Annotated in this window: 18 protein-coding genes; 2 read left to right on the forward strand and 16 right to left on the reverse strand. The window is 35.7% G+C overall.

What is annotated here, in order from left to right; genetic code table 11:
- Window positions 1-226: 226 nt before the first annotated feature.
- From SPD45_RS08575 to SPD45_RS08605, 7 genes are all read right to left on the reverse strand, one after another.
- Entirely contained in the window at window positions 227-520 is a 294-nt protein-coding gene (locus tag SPD45_RS08575; RefSeq protein WP_336267336.1) for an AzlD domain-containing protein, read from the reverse strand.
- Complete coding sequence (locus tag SPD45_RS08580) at window positions 521-1,255, reverse strand: AzlC family ABC transporter permease (RefSeq protein WP_336267337.1); 735 nt, start codon at window positions 1,253-1,255, stop codon at window positions 521-523.
- A gap of 31 nt (window positions 1,256-1,286) precedes the next feature.
- Window positions 1,287-2,039: a type I methionyl aminopeptidase gene (gene map, locus SPD45_RS08585; protein WP_336267338.1), complete on the reverse strand. Its 753-nt coding sequence runs from the start codon at window positions 2,037-2,039 to the stop codon at window positions 1,287-1,289.
- A gap of 128 nt (window positions 2,040-2,167) precedes the next feature.
- Window positions 2,168-2,275 carry a YjcZ family sporulation protein gene (locus tag SPD45_RS08590; RefSeq protein WP_336267339.1) on the reverse strand — a complete coding sequence of 36 codons (108 nt, stop codon included), beginning with the start codon at window positions 2,273-2,275 and terminating at the stop codon, window positions 2,168-2,170.
- A gap of 98 nt (window positions 2,276-2,373) precedes the next feature.
- On the reverse strand, window positions 2,374-3,135 hold the full coding sequence (locus SPD45_RS08595; RefSeq protein ID WP_336267340.1) for a (S)-benzoin forming benzil reductase: 762 nt from the start codon (window positions 3,133-3,135) through the stop codon (window positions 2,374-2,376).
- Window positions 3,136-3,154: 19 nt separating this feature from the next.
- Window positions 3,155-4,525, reverse strand: coding sequence for a dipeptidase (locus tag SPD45_RS08600; protein ID WP_336267341.1), 1,371 nt, complete (start codon window positions 4,523-4,525; stop codon window positions 3,155-3,157).
- Between the two features lie 94 nt (window positions 4,526-4,619).
- A complete protein-coding gene (locus tag SPD45_RS08605) occupies window positions 4,620-5,414 on the reverse strand; it encodes a YhcN/YlaJ family sporulation lipoprotein (RefSeq protein WP_336267342.1) in 795 nt (264 codons plus the stop codon).
- A gap of 144 nt (window positions 5,415-5,558) precedes the next feature.
- On the opposite strand from SPD45_RS08605, the gene SPD45_RS08610 reads away from it, so the two are divergent.
- Window positions 5,559-5,807: a YhdB family protein gene (locus tag SPD45_RS08610; protein WP_336267343.1), complete on the forward strand. Its 249-nt coding sequence runs from the start codon at window positions 5,559-5,561 to the stop codon at window positions 5,805-5,807.
- Here SPD45_RS08610 and SPD45_RS08615 read toward each other — a convergent pair.
- Complete coding sequence (locus SPD45_RS08615) at window positions 5,770-6,630, reverse strand: S1 family peptidase (protein ID WP_336267344.1); 861 nt, start codon at window positions 6,628-6,630, stop codon at window positions 5,770-5,772. The genes SPD45_RS08610 and SPD45_RS08615 overlap by 38 nt on opposite strands.
- Before the next feature lie 166 nt (window positions 6,631-6,796).
- Here SPD45_RS08615 and SPD45_RS08620 point away from each other — a divergent pair, with 166 nt between their 5' ends.
- Complete coding sequence (locus SPD45_RS08620) at window positions 6,797-7,363, forward strand: beta-class carbonic anhydrase (RefSeq protein WP_336267345.1); 567 nt, start codon at window positions 6,797-6,799, stop codon at window positions 7,361-7,363.
- 86 nt (window positions 7,364-7,449) lie between these two features.
- Here the strand turns inward: SPD45_RS08620 and SPD45_RS08625 are convergent, their stop codons facing one another.
- From SPD45_RS08625 to queG, 8 genes are all read right to left on the reverse strand, one after another.
- Window positions 7,450-8,649: a quaternary amine ABC transporter ATP-binding protein gene (locus tag SPD45_RS08625; RefSeq protein ID WP_336267346.1), complete on the reverse strand. Its 1,200-nt coding sequence runs from the start codon at window positions 8,647-8,649 to the stop codon at window positions 7,450-7,452.
- Window positions 8,646-9,506 carry an ABC transporter permease gene (locus tag SPD45_RS08630; RefSeq protein ID WP_336267347.1) on the reverse strand — a complete coding sequence of 287 codons (861 nt, stop codon included), beginning with the start codon at window positions 9,504-9,506 and terminating at the stop codon, window positions 8,646-8,648. Before SPD45_RS08630 ends, SPD45_RS08625 begins: the two co-directional genes overlap by 4 nt.
- Window positions 9,507-9,574: 68 nt before the next feature.
- Window positions 9,575-10,591, reverse strand: coding sequence for an ABC transporter substrate-binding protein (locus SPD45_RS08635; RefSeq protein ID WP_336267348.1), 1,017 nt, complete (start codon window positions 10,589-10,591; stop codon window positions 9,575-9,577).
- A gap of 285 nt (window positions 10,592-10,876) precedes the next feature.
- Window positions 10,877-11,950, reverse strand: coding sequence for an undecaprenyldiphospho-muramoylpentapeptide beta-N-acetylglucosaminyltransferase (locus SPD45_RS08640; RefSeq protein ID WP_336267349.1), 1,074 nt, complete (start codon window positions 11,948-11,950; stop codon window positions 10,877-10,879).
- 180 nt (window positions 11,951-12,130) lie between these two features.
- A complete protein-coding gene (gene odhB / locus SPD45_RS08645; protein WP_336267350.1) occupies window positions 12,131-13,384 on the reverse strand; it encodes a 2-oxoglutarate dehydrogenase complex dihydrolipoyllysine-residue succinyltransferase in 1,254 nt (417 codons plus the stop codon).
- Window positions 13,371-16,226: a 2-oxoglutarate dehydrogenase E1 component gene (locus SPD45_RS08650; RefSeq protein ID WP_336267351.1), complete on the reverse strand. Its 2,856-nt coding sequence runs from the start codon at window positions 16,224-16,226 to the stop codon at window positions 13,371-13,373. The genes odhB and SPD45_RS08650 overlap by 14 nt, the downstream gene beginning before the upstream one ends.
- A gap of 496 nt (window positions 16,227-16,722) precedes the next feature.
- A complete protein-coding gene (locus SPD45_RS08655) occupies window positions 16,723-17,196 on the reverse strand; it encodes a tRNA (cytidine(34)-2'-O)-methyltransferase (RefSeq protein WP_336267352.1) in 474 nt (157 codons plus the stop codon).
- A 95-nt stretch (window positions 17,197-17,291) separates the two neighbouring features.
- A complete protein-coding gene (queG, locus tag SPD45_RS08660; RefSeq protein WP_336267353.1) occupies window positions 17,292-18,434 on the reverse strand; it encodes a tRNA epoxyqueuosine(34) reductase QueG in 1,143 nt (380 codons plus the stop codon).
- Window positions 18,435-18,455 lie beyond the last annotated feature (21 nt).

Below are 18,455 nucleotides of genomic sequence, written 5' to 3' on the forward strand. Positions count from 1 at the left end.
TTGAATTCACGATTTTTCTATTTTCAGGGAAGATAGAACATACCAGCGTCCTTGAAATCACGATTTTTCATTTTTAAGCGACGATAGAACAAACCAGCGCACCTTAAAACGCAATTTCCCTGATTGAACGCTCCACCACATCCCAAATTGACAGCTACATCCCACATCAACAGCCATATAAAAAAGCCTCGCACAATCTTTGCGAGACTTTTACATTTGTATATTGTTACATCGTTAATAAAAATACCGTTGCAATTGCGCCAACTACAACAATGACAACATTTAATCCAACATACGCTAAAATAACTGCAACGATGCCACCGAGAATCCCGATATGTGGCTTGCCATCGATGACAGATAAAATTCCTGGAAAAATAAGCGCACCTAATGCAGCATATGGAATTGCCCTGAGCCAATTATTCACCCATTCTTTAAACATTAACTTATTGACGATAAATACAGGGATAATGCGTGGAATAATCGTCGCTAACGCCATCCCAATAATAATGAAGAGTACCATTTATTTTTTCTCCTTTAAAAAATAAACTCCGCTTAATCCACCGATCACAGTTCCGAGAACAATTGCCCAACCACTACTGAAAAATTGACTAGCGATAAGATTTACGAGCATCGCAAAAATCGCTATGAAGCCAAATTTCACTTCCTTTTTCACCGTTGGAATGAGCAATCCTATAAACAAGGCATACAAAGCTATTCCCATACTTTGACTTAATTGTTCGGGGATGACTTCTCCTAATAAACCACCTAAAAAAGAACCAAACACCCAACTCAAATAAGCAATAATATAAATCGCTAAATAAAAATAAATACCATGTTTCTTATGTATGTTTTCATTGCGGATCGATGATACTGCGAAGACTTCATCTGTTAATGTTAAAGAAAGACCAAGTTTTCCTTTGAATGAAAAACTATCCCGAACTTCATTCATAAAAGATAAACCCATGACAAAATGCCGGAAATTTAATACGAAGGTCGCAACGACAATTTCTATCATGCCTGCACTTGCGGCGATCATATTTACTCCCATAAATTGGCTAGCACCTGCATATACGAGGGCACTCATTAACGTTATTTCTAATAAAGACATGCCAGATTGTGCTGCGAGAACGCCAAACGTAATCGCAACTGGAATATAGCCTAAAATAATCGGAAATCCAGCTTGAATTCCTTCTTGAAACATAGCTACGGCTTGGCTTCGTGCAGATGGTTCTATTTGTTTTGTCCCATTTGCCAATTTCGGACCCTCCAATATGAGCGACGAAAAATTATTCGTCTTGTTCTGTTATGATGATTGGACCGTCTTTGGTGATTGCTAATGTATGTTCGTATTGTGCAGAACGACCGCCATCTACTGTACGAGCTGTCCATCCATTGTCATCCATTTTACTTTTCCAATCGCCTTCATTGATCATCGGTTCAATCGTAATAACCATACCTTCCTTTAAGCGTAGCCCTTTGTTAGGATCACCAAAATGCGGAATATGTGGTGGTTCATGAATCGTTGGTCCGATACCATGTCCTGTAAATTCACGTACAACGGAAAAGCCTTCTCCTTCTGCATACGTTTGAATCGCATGACCAATATCGCCAATACGATTTCCAACCTGAGCTTGTTCGATTCCTAAATATAACGCCTTTTTCGTTACTTCCATAAGTCGCTTTCCTTTTTCATCTACTTCTCCGACTTCATATGTCCATGCTGAGTCTGCTAACCCACCATTTAAATTAACGACCATATCAATCGTAACAATATCACCGTTTTCTAATTTTTCATTTCTTGGAAAACCGTGACAAATTTCATCATTAATGGAAGCACATGTTGCATACTTATACCCTTGGAAACCTTTTTGTTCTGGTGTTGCTCCATGTTTCCTTAAAAAATCCTCAACGAAATGTTCAATTTCCATTGTTGTAATACCTGGTTTAATCATTTTCGCAATTTCTTTATGTGTTTTCACAAGCAAGTCTCCTGCTGCTTGCATCATTTCAATTTCACGTTTACTCTTTCGTGTAATCACCGAACGTACACCCTTTCAGTCAAAATTTTTACCTTTATTAAGTTTACCATAAAATATGCATTTTTTATAAAAAATGATCTTCCATAAAAAAGGAGCTAGCAATAGATACTAGCCCCTTTCTTTCAGTCTTAACAGTAATTTCGTCCAATATAAATTGCCCCTACAATTACTAACAAAATAAATAACACTAATACGATGGAATAACCACCTGCATACCCTTCGTTTACGTTACTCATTATGAATAGCCTCCTTCTTTCTATGTCATTCATGTACTAACAACATATGAATATCCATAAAAGAAGTTAGGGCGATTGACTATAGACAGTGGAACTCCTTAAAAATAATCTCTTACATAATATACTTTTCCATTTTCAATCGTTGCGGCATCTGTCAAAATATCTGTTAATACAGAGGCAACCGCTTCTGTGTCTGATAAAATATTTTGCTGTTTATAATGTTTAAACGTATCTACATCAACAAAATGCTCATAATCTGTCGAACGGATTACCCCTTGCATCTCAGTATCCATTTTTCCAGGACTGAATGCAAAAACTTTATTACTCGTTCCTAATTTTTCTTGCTCTAATGCAACTGTTTTTGTATACATGTTTAAGCTCGCCTTCGAACTGCAATAAGCACTCCAACCATAATACGGTGATTCAGCTGCACCACTCGTCACATTTACTCCAATTAATTGAAAGCCTCGTTTCATTGATACATGTAAAAATTCATTCATCAAAATCATCGGTGCTACTACATTCACATGATAATGTGTCATTAATTCTTCTGGTAAAATATGCAATGACTTTTTTATTGGCTCTACGACTGCAGCATTGTTGACGACATACATTTGAGAAAGACCATCCATGGCATATACTTTTTCTTTTATTTGTTCCATCGTCTTTTTTACATCTTCTATATTTGCTAAATCTGTTGGAAAGAAAGTATATGTAGCACCGCTTTGTGCTGCAACTTCTTCCAATGATTCATCATTCGTCCGACTTACACCAAATACATCAATATTCGACTCCAATAAAAACTTAGCAACTGACTTTCCTAATCCTTTTGATGCCCCTGTTACAATTGCAATCGTCATCGTAATCCCCTCTCATCTTTTACATATTACCAAGTTCATGCCAATAATATGTGATTGTCTCCATTCCTTTATCAAAACTATCTAATGGGAAACTTTCGTTCGGTGAATGGAGACGATCTTCTGGTGTACCAAACCCTAATAAAATAATTGGAATTTGATAAATTTCATCTAACCATTCTACGACAGGAATAGATCCTCCCATACGGACGAACACGGCTTCCTTCTCAAATGCTTTCTCATAACATGTTGCTGCTAACTGTATATACGGATGATCTGGTGCTACCTTATATGCCTTAGAAGAAAGTTTCTCTAAATGTACTTCTACCTCTACACCAGATGGTGCAACTTTATCGACATGTTCTTTCAAAAGTTGTTGAATATGATCTGGGTCCTGCCCAGGTACTAAACGGCAAGTAATTTTTGCTGTTGCTGTTGCAGGAATGATCGTTTTAGAACCTTCCCCTTGATATCCACCATACAACCCATTAATTTCAAACGTTGGACGTGCCATCGTATGTTCTTTAGCATCGTAACCTTTTTCAGATACGGTCTCTTTCACACCAGTCGTTTCTTCATAATTTTCGCCTTTTACCGCGGCGATTAATGCACGTTCTTCTTCTGTTAAATCTTCAACACCGTCATAAAACCCATCGACAAGGACTACTTCATCTTCATTTTTCATCGAAGATAAAATATGCGCCAAAGCCATTAATGGGTTACGAACAGCTCCCCCGTAAAGCCCTGAATGTAAGTCTTGGTCAGGTCCTTTTACATTAATCTCAATACCTGTAAACCCTTTTAAACCGTATAAAATTGTCGGCTGATTTTTAGCAACCATTCCCGAATCAGAAATAACGACGAGGTCTGCTTGAAACAATTCTTTTTTCGCTTGCAAAATGTCGTATAAATTTTCACTACCGATTTCTTCTTCTCCTTCAATACATACCTTCACATTAATCGGTAAAGATCCTTCTGCTTCCATATATGCTTTCAAAACTGCTAAGTGCATGAAAACTTGACCTTTATCATCACTTGCACCACGTGCATATAAACGTTCATCTTTTACAATCGCTTCAAATGGGTCACTATCCCACTCATCAAGAGGGTCTACCGGTTGAACATCATAATGTCCATAAAATAACACTGTCGGTTTATCTGGACCCGCTTCTACATATTCACCGTATACGAGTGGATGACCAGATGTATCCATTTGAGTAACATTCGAAAACCCTATTTCATTTAAATACTCTTCTACAAAGCGTGCTGCATGTTTAACATCTTCTTTATATGAACTATCTGTACTCACACTCGGAATAGCTAAAAATTCCATTAATTCATCTAATAAAAGGGAGCGATTTTCCTCTATGTATTGTAATACGTTTTTAGTCATTATTCATCATCCTTTCAAGCTATCCTTCATATCGTACCATATTATGCAAAAAGAAAAAACGAGTTCATAAAAAACTCGTTTTTTCTTCGTACATTTATCGTTTATTTTGTGGGAAAATTCGTTCGATCGTATTACCAATTTGATCAAAGAATCCACGAACTGGTTTTCCGTTATCCATATCTGTCGTATAATCATTCGCTAAATCTAAGAAGTCTGGACTTGTTGATACGTAGACATTATCAATATCATTGTCCACGTCTTGAACGATGTCCGCGATCTTATTTTTAACTTGATCGCTTACTTCATCTGATTCGACTTGACGGTCATCATCATAACGATTCGTGTCAATGTCTCTTCGGTTCGCCATATGATTATCAGTACCACGATCGTTCGCATCGCCTTCATTTACAGTTCGGCTTTTTGCATTACGATCATTCGTATTGCGAACATTCATTCCAGTAGAGTTATTTTGGCGATCATTTTTAGCAATATGATCTCCTTCTGTTGAATCATTTCGATTCAATTGGGCTGCAACATACGCATTACGATTAGATGTTAATACGTAGGCACGTTCGATGTCAGGGATTTCTGCAACAATTTTATCTGCTGCTTCCTTTGAAACATCATATTCATCTTGACGATTATTTGATGCACGATTATTACTATGGCGATTTCTGTCTTCTAAACGGTCACTCACATTTTCACCGATATTGTTTCGGTTACGATCGTTGTCACGTGATTTCCTCACTTGATCGCCTTCAAATCGCGTATTCTCTATCGTCTTATCTCCATTATTTGCAGGACGATTTTCTTCATCCTTCGTGCTCATCCCTCCACACCCGACTAAAACAAATGCCGTAAATATGACGAAAAACGATTTCCATTTCATGTTTTATCCTCCTTTTCGTTTTGCTTTTAGTATGAAACGACAAAGAAGATTTATGTAGTACATTAAATGGAATTTCTGTCACACATATACAAGTAACATTTTCATCTATTTGCTCATATTAACATATAAAAGGAGGCGAATACGATGACTGAATATGAAAAGTCATTATATGATGTCCATGCGAATAACTGGGATAGTTTATTTATAACGATGTTACGTACAGATGATCATTTTTTAGAAAAGAAAATTCATCGATTTTTATATGCGTATTATTACACGATAGAACAAAAACATATTATGTTTCATTACCATTGTTTACTTTCTTATATTCATCACGCACTTCGAAAAACGATTCTCACTTACGATACATGTCAAAGTAATCAATCGGAATGAACAAACCAACTCGGCCTGCTTCGTCATGATCCAATGTCGCATAAACGACACCTATAACTAATCCATCCTCATTAATTACTGGACTTCCACTATTTCCCCGATATACCGGTGCATCCATCATGACGACAGGTAATGGTTTTTTCTTTACTGAAATATAATCGAGTACTTTTCCCTCGTTTGCAATTCCAGTAAATCTGAGCGGATTACCGATAAAATAAATATGTTCCTCTTCATGTAAAACGAATTCTTCCGCTAATGGTAAATATGGAAAAGTATCATCTCCTTCTAATCGCAACAATGCTAAGTCAATCTCTGGATACGTTTCCACCACTTCTCCTACATGTAGTCCTTTTTCTGGAAATGCTACAGTTACTTTATGATACCCTTCAATAACATGATAATTCGTTAAGATATCGCCTTGTTCATTAATGGAAAAACCCGTTCCACTTCCTCCATCTGTTTCGATTACGACAACCGATTTTTTATACGTCTTAATATTCTCCTGCTTCGACAATTTTGCACTCGTTTTAATAAATTCAACTGCTGGAATAGAAATCGTTTGTGGTAAAAATGCGAGCACATTCATCATCAAAAATAATGCAATTAACCAATAAAATGTACGCGGTAACTTTCTGTATGATTTCTTTTCTTCTTCCCTTATACGCGCTCTTTCAAGTGCTTTTTCTCGTGCTTCTTGTACAAGCTCATACAGTTCTTCATCCTCAAACTTCTCATACAAATCTTCATCTATAATATTGTCCTCATATATATCTTTTTCTTGTTCATTTTCATGATGATTTGTTTCTTTTTCTTTATCTGTCAATCGTATCACCACGCTATTCGTTTACTACTATCTATTTTACCATGACATATTAAATATTTCTTATTTTCGTTTCATTCACAATATTCCTAAATGTAATGAACATACAGATTTATTTTGTTGTGATATAATATGATTGTTATACGATTTTGGAAAGGAAGTGCCCTAGATGCAAATAGAAAAAATGCTAGAATATAATGAAAATTTCGTGGCCAATAAAAATTATGAACAATTTTTAACGACATCAATTCCAAATAAGAAAATGGTCGTTTTCACTTGTATGGAATCACGTTTAGTGGAACTTTTACCAAAAGCATTAAACATCGAAAATGGAGATGCAAAGATGGTAAAAAATGCTGGAGCAATTATTCGTAAATCTTTTGACAGCATTATGAAGAGTATTTTAGTTGCTGTGTACAATTTACAAGCAGAAGAGGTTGTTGTGATTGGGCATCATGACTGTGGGATGTCTTGCGTTGATACGAAAGCATTAATGGAAAAAATGCGTTCAGAAGGAATTACCGATGAGACATTTAATGCTTTAGAGTATTCTGGTATTGACTTCCATAAGGAGTTTCATGGCTTTGAAACAGTAGAGGAATCTATTGCACAGAGTGTAGAAATTATTCGTGGTCATCCATTACTTCCTGCTCACGTATTAGTTCATGGATTAGTCATTGATCCACATACAGGAAAAGTTGATATTGTATCTATTGACAAAGAAAAAGCAAAATAAATAACAAAAGGATTGGGACATAAAATCGTATGAATATTTTATGCCCTAATCCTTTTTAATATAAATAAGACGGTTCAAATCGCATATTATGCACCATTATTTTCTTCACTAGAAATAAGTCCAGACAGTACGTGAACCTTTAAGACGATTCCTTGTAACTTCCTAGCATCATTAACAACGGCTAATGGATATTTTGTATCCAATGTTTTCGGAATAATATCACTAACATATTCTTCCTCATGAACAACTTCGATATTTCTCTTTATAATATGCTCCATCGATTCTTTTCGTTTAGCCGCCTTTACTGCATCATCTATCGTTATGATGCCTTCTACTTGTTCCATATCATTGACGACAAATATGCTTGAAATACTATGACGATCCATTTTTTGAATAGCCGAAGATACTGGATCATTCATATTCACCGTAATTTTTGTTTCAGTTAAAATATGTTTAGCTTGTAATACTTTGGATCGGTCAATATCTTGTGTAAAATCGACAATATAATCATTTGCAGGTTCATCAATAATTTCTTCTGGAGTACCAATTTGAACGACATGTCCATCCTTCATCACCGCAATACGATCACCAATCTTAAAAGCCTCATTCACATCATGTGTAATAAAAACGATCGTTTTTTGTAATTGTTTTTGTAATTTTATTAACTCTAATTGCATTTCACGGCGAATTAAAGGATCCAATGCACTAAATGGTTCGTCCATTAGTAAAATATCTGGATCATTTGTTAATGCACGTGCTAAACCAACACGTTGTTGCATTCCACCTGATAATTGTGAAGGATATTGATGTTCATATCCTTTTAAACCGACTAATTCAATATATTTCATCGCAATATCACGACGTTCGAGTTTTGACATTTTACGAATTTCTAACCCGTACTCCACATTTGCCAAAACTGTTCGGTGATCAAACAATCCAAAATGTTGGAATACCATCGCAATTTTTTCTTGTCGAATTCTTTTTAAACGGTCCTTCGAACATTGCATTAAGTCTTCTCCATCAATATATACCGCACCATCTGTCGGCACATTTAAAAAATTAAAGCAACGAATCAATGTCGACTTCCCGCTTCCAGAAAGCCCCATGACTACGAATACTTCCCCTTTCTTTATTTCTAAAGAAGCATCATAGACCCCAACTGTATGACCTGTTTCTTCTAAAATTTCTTCTTTTGATTTTCCTTCTTGAATAAGTGGGATAATCGATTTCGGTTTCGGACCAAATATTTTTGATACATGTTCTAATTTGATTTGAGGTTCTGTCATCTGCCAACCCTCCGATGCTTTTGAAATCTATCTGCTACACCATTTGTAATTCGATCAATAATAATGGCTAAAAATACAATACTAATTCCCGCTTCAAATCCTAACGCAATATCGATTCGGTTAATCGAAATTAATACTTGCTCTCCTAAACCTGATGCACCTACCATCGATGCGATAACGACCATCGCTAAAGCCATCATCGTCGTCTGGTTTACTCCAGCCATAATTGTTGGTAATGCTTGAGGTAATTGTACTTTCCGTAACATTTGCCCCTTGGATGAACCAAATGATTCTGCAGATTCAATAACCTCTTTTGGTACACCACGAATGGCTAGTTCTGTTAAACGAATAACTGGCGGTACCGCATATATTAATGTCGCAAAAATCGCTGACACGTTTCCTAAACCAAAGAAGAAAATCGCCGGAATTAAATATACAAAACTTGGCATCGTCTGCATCGCATCTAATATCGGTCTAACGATACTAGATACTGCCTTATTAAAGGCCATCCAGATCCCGATAGGAATTCCAATAATAAGCGATATAGCTACAGATGTTACAATTATTGCAATTGTCGTCATCATATCTTCCCATAACCCAAACGTCCCTATTAAAAAAATAAAAAATCCGAATGTCAATCCTGCTAATAAAGAACGGAAATACCATCCTAATAAAACGATTATTAAAATAAACACCCACCACGGTAACCATACTAAAAAGTCATCGATCGCATTAATCGTTTTAGAAGCGATAAAGAAAATTAAATTAAAAAACTTTTCAAATGTCGTTGCCACATAATTTACGAAATTTTCTACATATATTCCAAGTTCTGTCGTAATATCTGGAAATCCACCCATACTCATTCACATCCTTTTCATCGGTGTTCAAAAAAAAGCAACTAACTACAGTTAGCTGCTTTTTTAATTTATAATGCTTCTTTTACTTTTTCAGCAACTTCGTCATCTACCCATTCCGTCCAAATATCTTCATACTCATTCATCCACCAAATTGCAGCTTCATCATTATCAGCTTCATTTTCTTCCATATAATTTAATGCTGCTTCTGTCAGTTCACTACTCGTTTCATATTTACTTAAAAACTCTACCGCATCAGGTGCTTGATCTCGTAAATCTTTGTGTACTGCAACAACTACATCATTTGGAGGAAATTCTGTACTACGATCTTCATTCCACTGTTCTTCATCATATGGATCTTCTTCTAATAAAATTAAATCATATTTTGCTGTAATCGCTGTCGGTGACCAATAATAGCCGACCCAACCTTGTCCCTTATTATAAGCATCTACTAAAGAAGCTACAATCGCTGCATCTGATCCTGGTAAAAAATTATTAAACGTTTCTTCTAAACCGTACGTATCAAATTTATCTGTAATAACTTTTTCAACTTCCCATCCACTTGGAGCATTAATAACTCTTCCTTTTTTTGGATCCTCTGGGTCTTTAAATACGTCCGGATATTTCTTTAAATCTTCTACTGTTTTTAAATCTGGTGCTAATGGGTCAATCCCTCTTTTCTCGTCCCCTTCAATGACATAAGCCGGTACGTATAATCCTTGGTCATTATCATTGAAGTTTACAGCTACTTTTTCAACATCGCCTGAATCAATTGCTTCTTCATAAACTTCTTTAATATTATCTGTCCAAACTTCGATATACGCATTTATATCACCTTTACGTAATCCTTCGAACGTTGTTGCTGTCGAACCTGCAATAACATCCGTGTCATAACCATATCCATTTTCTAAAATAAATTGGGCGATACTATTATGTACACGAATACTATCCCAACCAGCATCAGCGAAAATAATTTTGTCAATTTCTTTCGATTTTCCGTCATCATTTCCATTACTGTTGCTATTTCCACATGCGGCTAATAGAACTAAAACAAACGCGGTTATGCATATTCCAATTTTCTTTTTCACTAATTTTCTCCCCTCTCTACTTTGACACAGAAATATATATTTAGTTTATCGATTACACACATAAATCTCAAACGCTATATAACCGTATATACTGACATAACAACGCGTATAGGGTGGTTTAACTTAAATATGTATACGCTTTCAGAATTATCCTTCATCATTCGACATATATCTACATAACTTCGTTTCTACTTTTTCATTCCAAGTAAAGTTATTTTATTATATTCCCATTTTTCCCCATATAAAAACCTTTCATAGATAATTTTTTCTATGAAAGGTTCATTTTTATTTTTTGGCCATTGATTCAATAAGTTGAATCACTTCACGACGAGCAAGTTCACTATTTTCCACTTGTAAATTTTCTTTTAAAGTTTCCGCCTCTTCTGTTAATCTTGTTATCGCTTGTAAAAGCGTGCTATCTGTCATATTTTCTTCAAATAGTACATGTGCATACCCTTGACGTTCAAATGATTTCGCATTATCAATTTGATCGCCACGGCTAGCAGCTAATGACAATGGAATCAATAACATTGGAATATTCAATGCCAAAAATTCAAAAATAGCATTTGATCCTGCTCGTGATAATACAATATCCGTTATCGCAAATAGATCACTTAATTCATCATGCACATATTCGTACTGTACATAGCCTGCTCTTTTGAATGTTTCATCCACATTGCCTTTACCACATATGTGCACAATTTGATATGTCTTTAATAAAATATCTAAATTTTCACGAATTATGTCATTAATTTTTTGTGAACCGATACTCCCCCCCATAATAAGTAAGGTCGTTTTTCCCTCATTAAATCCAGTTAATTCATATCCACTGCTTCGTGTTCCGGTAAATAAATGTTCACGTACAACGGCACCGACATGTTTTGCTTTATCTCCCTTAATGTATTTAACTGTTTCAGGGAATGTAGTTAAAACTTTCTTTGCAAAAGGGGATGCTAATTTATTCGCTAATCCAGGAGTTAAATCTGATTCGTGAATAATCGTTGGTACACGTTTTAATTTCGCTGCAATAACAACTGGAACTGAAACAAACCCACCTTTTGAAAAAATGATTTGTGGCTTCGTTTTACGTATCACACGTGCAGCATCTGCAATTCCTTTTAATACTTTAAAAGGATCTTTAAAATTTTCAATCGACATATAACGTCTTAATTTCCCTGTTGAGATAGGATAATAGTCAACATATGGAATATCTCCAACTAATTCACGTTCAATTCCATCTTTAGAACCGATATAACTTATTTTCCATCCTTGCTCATGAAAGTATGGTATAAGTGCTAAGTTAACAATAACGTGGCCCGCAGTTCCTCCACCAGTAAATAATATACTTTTCTCCTGCATTATATATTCTCTCTCCTAATTTTTCATTCTGTACAAATGTATGTATACTTTCTCTTATTTATACGGTTAATCCATTACTAACAATAATCTATTTAGCAAATTTTTTCAATAAAAAATTTCTTCACATAAAAAAACTAGGATAAGTGGGGGTTGGGGTCCACATATCCTAGTTTATATTTATTAACCTTGTAATAATAAGTCGTATGGATCTTCTAGCATTTCTTTGATACGTACTAAAAACTGAACTGCTTCTTTTCCGTCTACAATTCTGTGGTCGTAAGATAATGCTAAGTACATCATCGGACGAACTTCGATTGTATCATCAGGCATAACAACTGCACGTTTAACGATGTTGTGCATTCCTAAAATACCAACTTGTGGAGCATTTAGGATAGGAGTTGATAACATAGATCCGAAGATACCACCGTTAGTGATTGAGAATGATCCACCTTGTAAATCATCTAATCCTAATTTGTTATCTCTTGCTAATGTTCCTAAACGAACGATTTCTTTCTCAATTCCTGCAAAGTCTAATTTGTCTGCATCGCGTACAACTGGTACAACTAATCCACCTTCTGTAGATACTGCAATACCGATATCGTAGAATTCTTTTACGATTAAATCAGTTCCGTCAATTTCCGCATTTAATAATGGGAATTCTTTTAATGCAGCTACAGTAGCTTTTGTAAAGAATGACATGAAACCTAATTTAATATCATTTTTCTTCACGAATCCTTCTTGACGCTCTTTACGTAAGTTCATGATTGCTGTCATGTCGATTTCGTTAAACGTAGTTAACATCGCAGCTTCGTGTTGAGCTTCTACTAAACGTTTAGCGATTGTTTGACGACGACGGCTCATTTTTTCTACACGTACAGGTTTTTCAAACTGTTGAGCTGTCTCAGTAGCTGCAGCTTGTTTCTTCGCTGGAGCTGCTGGTGCAGATTTAGCTGCATTGTTTGCAGCCTCTACGTCTTCTGGACGAATACGACCTAAAGGATCTTGTGCTTTCACTTGTGATAAATCAATGTTTAATTCACGAGCTAATTTTCTAGCAGCAGGTGATGCAATAACATCTCCAGCTTCTGTTGCAACAACTTCCTCTTGTGCTTCTTGTTTAGGCGCTTCTGCTGGTGCCGCTTCTTCTTTTTTCTCTTCAGCTGCCGGCGCTTCCGTAGATGGTGCAGCTGCTTCTGAACCACTTTCGTCTACTTTTGCAATAGCGTCCCCAACACTTACGTCGTCTCCTTCTTCTGCAAGTACTTCAACAATAACACCTGCATAGTCAGAGTTAACCTCAACGTTTACCTTGTCCGTTTCTAATTCTACAACCGGATCCCCTTTTTCTACTTTGTCTCCTGGTTGTACAAGCCATTCAGCTATCGTACCTTCTGTAATTGATTCAGCTAGTTCTGGAATTTTAATTTCCTTCACTATTATTTCCTCCCTTTGCTGGATTAATCGCTTCATTCACGACTTTTTCTTGGATTACTTTATGAACATTTGGCTCCCCTACTGAAGTTGCAGCTCTCTCAGGGCGACCAACATAACGGATTTTTACTCCGTCTTTAGTAAGCTCACGTAAATATTCTAAAACATAACGCCAGCTTCCCATATTTTTAGGTTCTTCTTGAACCCAAACAATTTCCTCTAAATTAGGTAATTGTTCGATTTCTTTTTTCAATTGATCTTGCGGGAATGGATATAACTGTTCTACACGCATTGCACGTAACCAGTCAAATTTATCCTCCGAATTTTCAATTGCTTCCTCAATATCGACCATGATTTTACCAGAACCTAATAATAATCGTTTCGCATTTTTCTTGCTTACTTTTAAGTTAGGTTGGTTACGTAAAGGCATAAATTTACCATTTGTAAACTCTTCAGCAGGTGATGCGACACGTTCGTTACGTAATAAACTCTTAGGTGACATAACTACTAATGGACGCGCTTCTTCTGATCCGCGCATTTGCGCTTGACGGCGTAATAAGTGGAAGAATTGAGCAGATGACGTTACGTTTGCAACGATCCAGTTGTTTTCTCCTGCCATCTGTAAATAACGCTCTAAACGTGCACTAGAGTGCTCTGGTCCTTGCCCTTCATATCCATGAGGTAACAGGATAACCATATTCGATTTATCGCCCCATTTCGCTCGTGCAGAAGAAATAAATTGATCAAAAATTACTTGTGCTACGTTAGCGAAGTCTCCAAACTGTGCTTCCCAAATAACTAAAGTTTCTGGTGATTGAATACTATAACCATATTCGAATCCTAATACAGCAGTTTCAGATAATGGGCTATTATAAATATCAAATGACGCATTTGCATCATCTAATCCGTGCATTGGACAGTATTTCTCACCCGTTTCAGTATCATACAATACTAAGTGGCGGTGTGCGAAAGTACCACGCTCTGAATCTTGACCTGTGATACGAATTGGAGTTCCGTCTTTCACAATGGATGCGAAAGCTAATGCTTCTCCTTCTCCCCAATCTGCTTTTTGTCCTTCTTCTAAAATGTTTTCGCGACGTTTGAACACGCGGTTTAAACGTTTAAATCCATTAAAGTCGTCCGGACGTTTTAATAGGTCTGCGTTTAGTTTTTTCAGATCTTCTAATGGAACAGCAGTTTCATAGTCATCAATGCTATTCGCTAAGTAATCTGGCATATTTAATTCAGAAATTCCTGCTAAAGGATTTTCCTTCATGCTATCGTAAATTGTTTGCAATTCTTTTTGATGATTATCTTTCATAGCCTGAATTTCTTCATCTGTTAGAAGACCTTCTTCTTTTAACTGCGAACCGAAAATTTCTGTTACAGTTGGATGTTGGTCAATTTCGCGATATAAAGCAGGCTGTGTAGATCTTGGTTCATCCATTTCGTTATGTCCATAACGACGGTAACCAACTAAGTCGATGACACAGTCTTTCTTAAATGTTTGGTTGTAATCATATGCAAGCTGAATTGCTTTCATACAAGCAATTGGATCGTCTGCGTTTACACGAATGATAGGAATTTCATATCCTTTAGCTAAATCACTCGTATAACGTGTAGAACGTGAATCACGTCTATCTGTTGTAAATCCAACTAAGTTGTTTGCAATGATGTGTAATGTTCCACCAACACGGTACCCTTTTAAGTTACTTAAGTTTAATGTTTCAGGGACAATTCCTTCTCCAATAAACGCCGCATCTCCATGGATTAATACACTTGTTGCTTTACTTAAATCTTGTTTCGGATACCCTTTTTCAGAACGATCATCTTGAACCGCTCTCGTCTTCCCAGCAACTACTGGATTCACAAATTCTAAATGTGATGGGTTATGTGCTAAATGTACACGTGTAGATGCATCATCGTTTTCTACGATTCTAGTAGCACCAAAGTGATATTTAACATCTCCTGTCCAACCATAGTTAATACCCATTGATCCTTCAGATGGCATTAACTCCTTATCTGGTGCATGGTGGAATTCAGAGAAAATTTTATCTAATGGCTTTCCTAACACGTAAGCTAATACGCTTAAACGTCCACGGTGTGCCATTCCCATCATAATATGTTCAATTTTATCATCATTTGCTGATTTAACGATTCGATCTAATACAGGAACCATCGACTCTAAACCTTCAATAGAAAAACGTTTTTGTCCTACGAACGTTTTCTGTAAGAACTGTTCAAATCCTTCTACTTCAATTAAACGATGTAATAATTGTTTCTTTTCTTCCGCATTTAAGTTAAGATTTAATTCTTCTGATTCAATGCGATTTAATAACCATTCACGCTCTTCATTACTATTTACATGATCATACTCAAATGATACTTTACCTGTATAAATTTTTAGTAAAGTTTGCACAACATCATATCCAGTTTCGATGTTTGCAGGAGCTTTATCCCACAACCATGACGCTGGAATATTCTTTAAATCTTCATCTGTAATACCGTACTTATCTTGATTTAATAAATCTGTTTCTTCATGCCATCCGCCAACTGCATAAATATCAGCTTTTAAATGACCGTGACGACGAATTGCGTCCATATACTTCATTGCTGAAGTAATCTTTCTCACATCCGCACTTGAAATACCTTCTGAAACAACGTCTCCACTACCTTTATGACCCATCCACTCAGGGGCACCATGTGTATCAAACATTGTTTTTAAAGTAGGATCAACTAAGCTTGGATCCTCTTTATATAAATCATATTGTTCTTCTACATATCCCATGTTTGGACCATAAAAACTATTCCATATTTTGCCGTTCGGCTTTGCACTTTGTGCCACGTCTTATACCCCCATTAGATATTGACTTTACCCGTTCACTACGGAATGATTTACTCATGTACATTATAGAACTGTCTTGAAAGTAGAGCAACTAATAACACTTAAAAAGTATAATTGTCAAATGAAATCGCTATCTTATTTCAATAAACAGTGAAAAAATCCTATAATTTTTGAATATTTTGTTAAAACATACGGGTAATACATTAAAAAATTACGATTTTTTTACATACAATCAGTTCATTTTCATAAGATTTTTGGTTAAAATTACTCATCTTATATGAAATGATTTCACAAAAACAAGAATAAAAGTTATAATATATATGTTAAGAAAGTTCCTAACTCAAAGGAGGATGAATGTGATGAAATTAGCATTAATCTTAGCTCTTTGCGTTACGTTTGTAACAGCTTGCCTAACTTCAGCATATGAATCAAAACCAGGCGTACCAACAAATAATCAATAATAGGATCGTCATGTAATGTATATTGCATGACGATTTTATTTTATATTTGGAAAACCTTGTTGTCTAAGAGCTTCATATATAATAATTGCTGCAGTGTTAGATAAGTTTAAAGACCTAACATGTTCACTCATATGTACGCGTAAACAGCGTTCTTCATTTCCTTCAATAAGTTCCTTTGGAATGCCTGTCGTCTCTTTTCCAAAAACAAAAAAGATTTCTTCTTCCACATTACCAAAGTCATAATCGGTATAATATTGCTCACCAAAATTTTCAATATAATAAAATATTCCATCTTTATATTGATTATATAAATCAAAAATCGTTTCATATTCTATTACATTCACGTTTTTCCAGTAATCTAAACCTGCACGCTTTAACATTTTATTATCTGTTGAAAAACCTAACGGATGAATTAAATGTAAAGTCGTGTTCGTCGCAAGACATGTCCTTGCTATATTTCCAGTATTAGCCGGAATTTCTGGTTGATATAATACAATATGCAATCCCACTTGTGAACCTTCTTTCATATAACTTTCCATTATCATGATTGATTATATATACAAATCCGTTAAAAATCATATCATTATCAATCGACTACGTAAAGTTATTTACTTTTTTCGCTTATTAAAGTTAACCCTTTTTTAATTTCTTCTAAAACAATCGCTTCTTTTTCTTTTTCCAATGCTATTTTTAGAGCGTTCTCCGCTTCTTCGGTTCCAATTTTTCCTAAAGCCCATGCAGCCGTTCCACGGATAACCGGTCGAACATCATTTTTTATTATATCGATCAATAATTCAATCGATGTATCGTCTTTAAAATGCGCTAATGCAATAATGGCATTTCTTTGTAATGGGTTTTTCCCACGCCAAAAACCGGATACATGGCCAAATTTCTCTTTTAATTCACGATTCGACATCGTCAACATCGGTTTTAGTAAAGGTTTAGCTACTTCTCCGTCCGGTTCAAACTCTTCATGTAAATGAAAGTCGATTCCCTTATTTTTCGGACATACTGCTTGGCACGTATCACAACCATATATTCTCGTTCCAATTTTTGAACGAAACATATCTGGTAACATTTGTTTAGTCTGCGTCTGATATGCAAGACACATTTGGGCATTTAATGTTCGTTCTCCTACAAGCGCACCAGTCGGACAAGCTGTGCGACAAATATTACAATCTCCACAACCATCTTCCACTCGTTCATCTTCTGTAAAAGGAATATTCGTTATCATTTCTCCTAAATAAACGAACGAACCATATTCCTCTGTGATGAGTAATGTATTTTTTCCGATAAAACCAATTCCAGCTCGTTCAGCGACAGAACGATCACTTAATTCTCCTGTATCAACCATAATTTTATAATTAAAATCTGCTACACGATTTCCTATATAATTTGCTAATAGTTGCAAACGATCGCGTAAGACATGATGATAATCTTCTCCCCACGATGCACGGCAAAAAATCCCTCGATATGCATCTTTTTTATTTTTAGGTGGATTTTTTATTTTAGATGGGTAGGCAATTGCAATCGAAATAATCGACTGTGCTTCTGGAAATAAACGTCTCGGTTCTGTACGCTCTTCCACCGTTCCTTTTTCAAATCCTGAACTATAATTTAATCGTTCATGGTCAATTAAACGTTGTTTCAACGATGTAAATACATCCGCTGTCGTAAAACCAATTTTGTCAATTCCGATTTCCTTTGCATGTTGTTTAATATCTTCTTTTAATTGTTCGAATTGCATAACTCCCACCTCCAGTCTATA

The sequence above is a fragment of the Pseudogracilibacillus sp. SO10305 genome (genome assembly GCF_037072005.1).
Lineage (GTDB): Bacteria > Bacillota > Bacilli > Bacillales > Amphibacillaceae > Pseudogracilibacillus > Pseudogracilibacillus intestinigallinarum.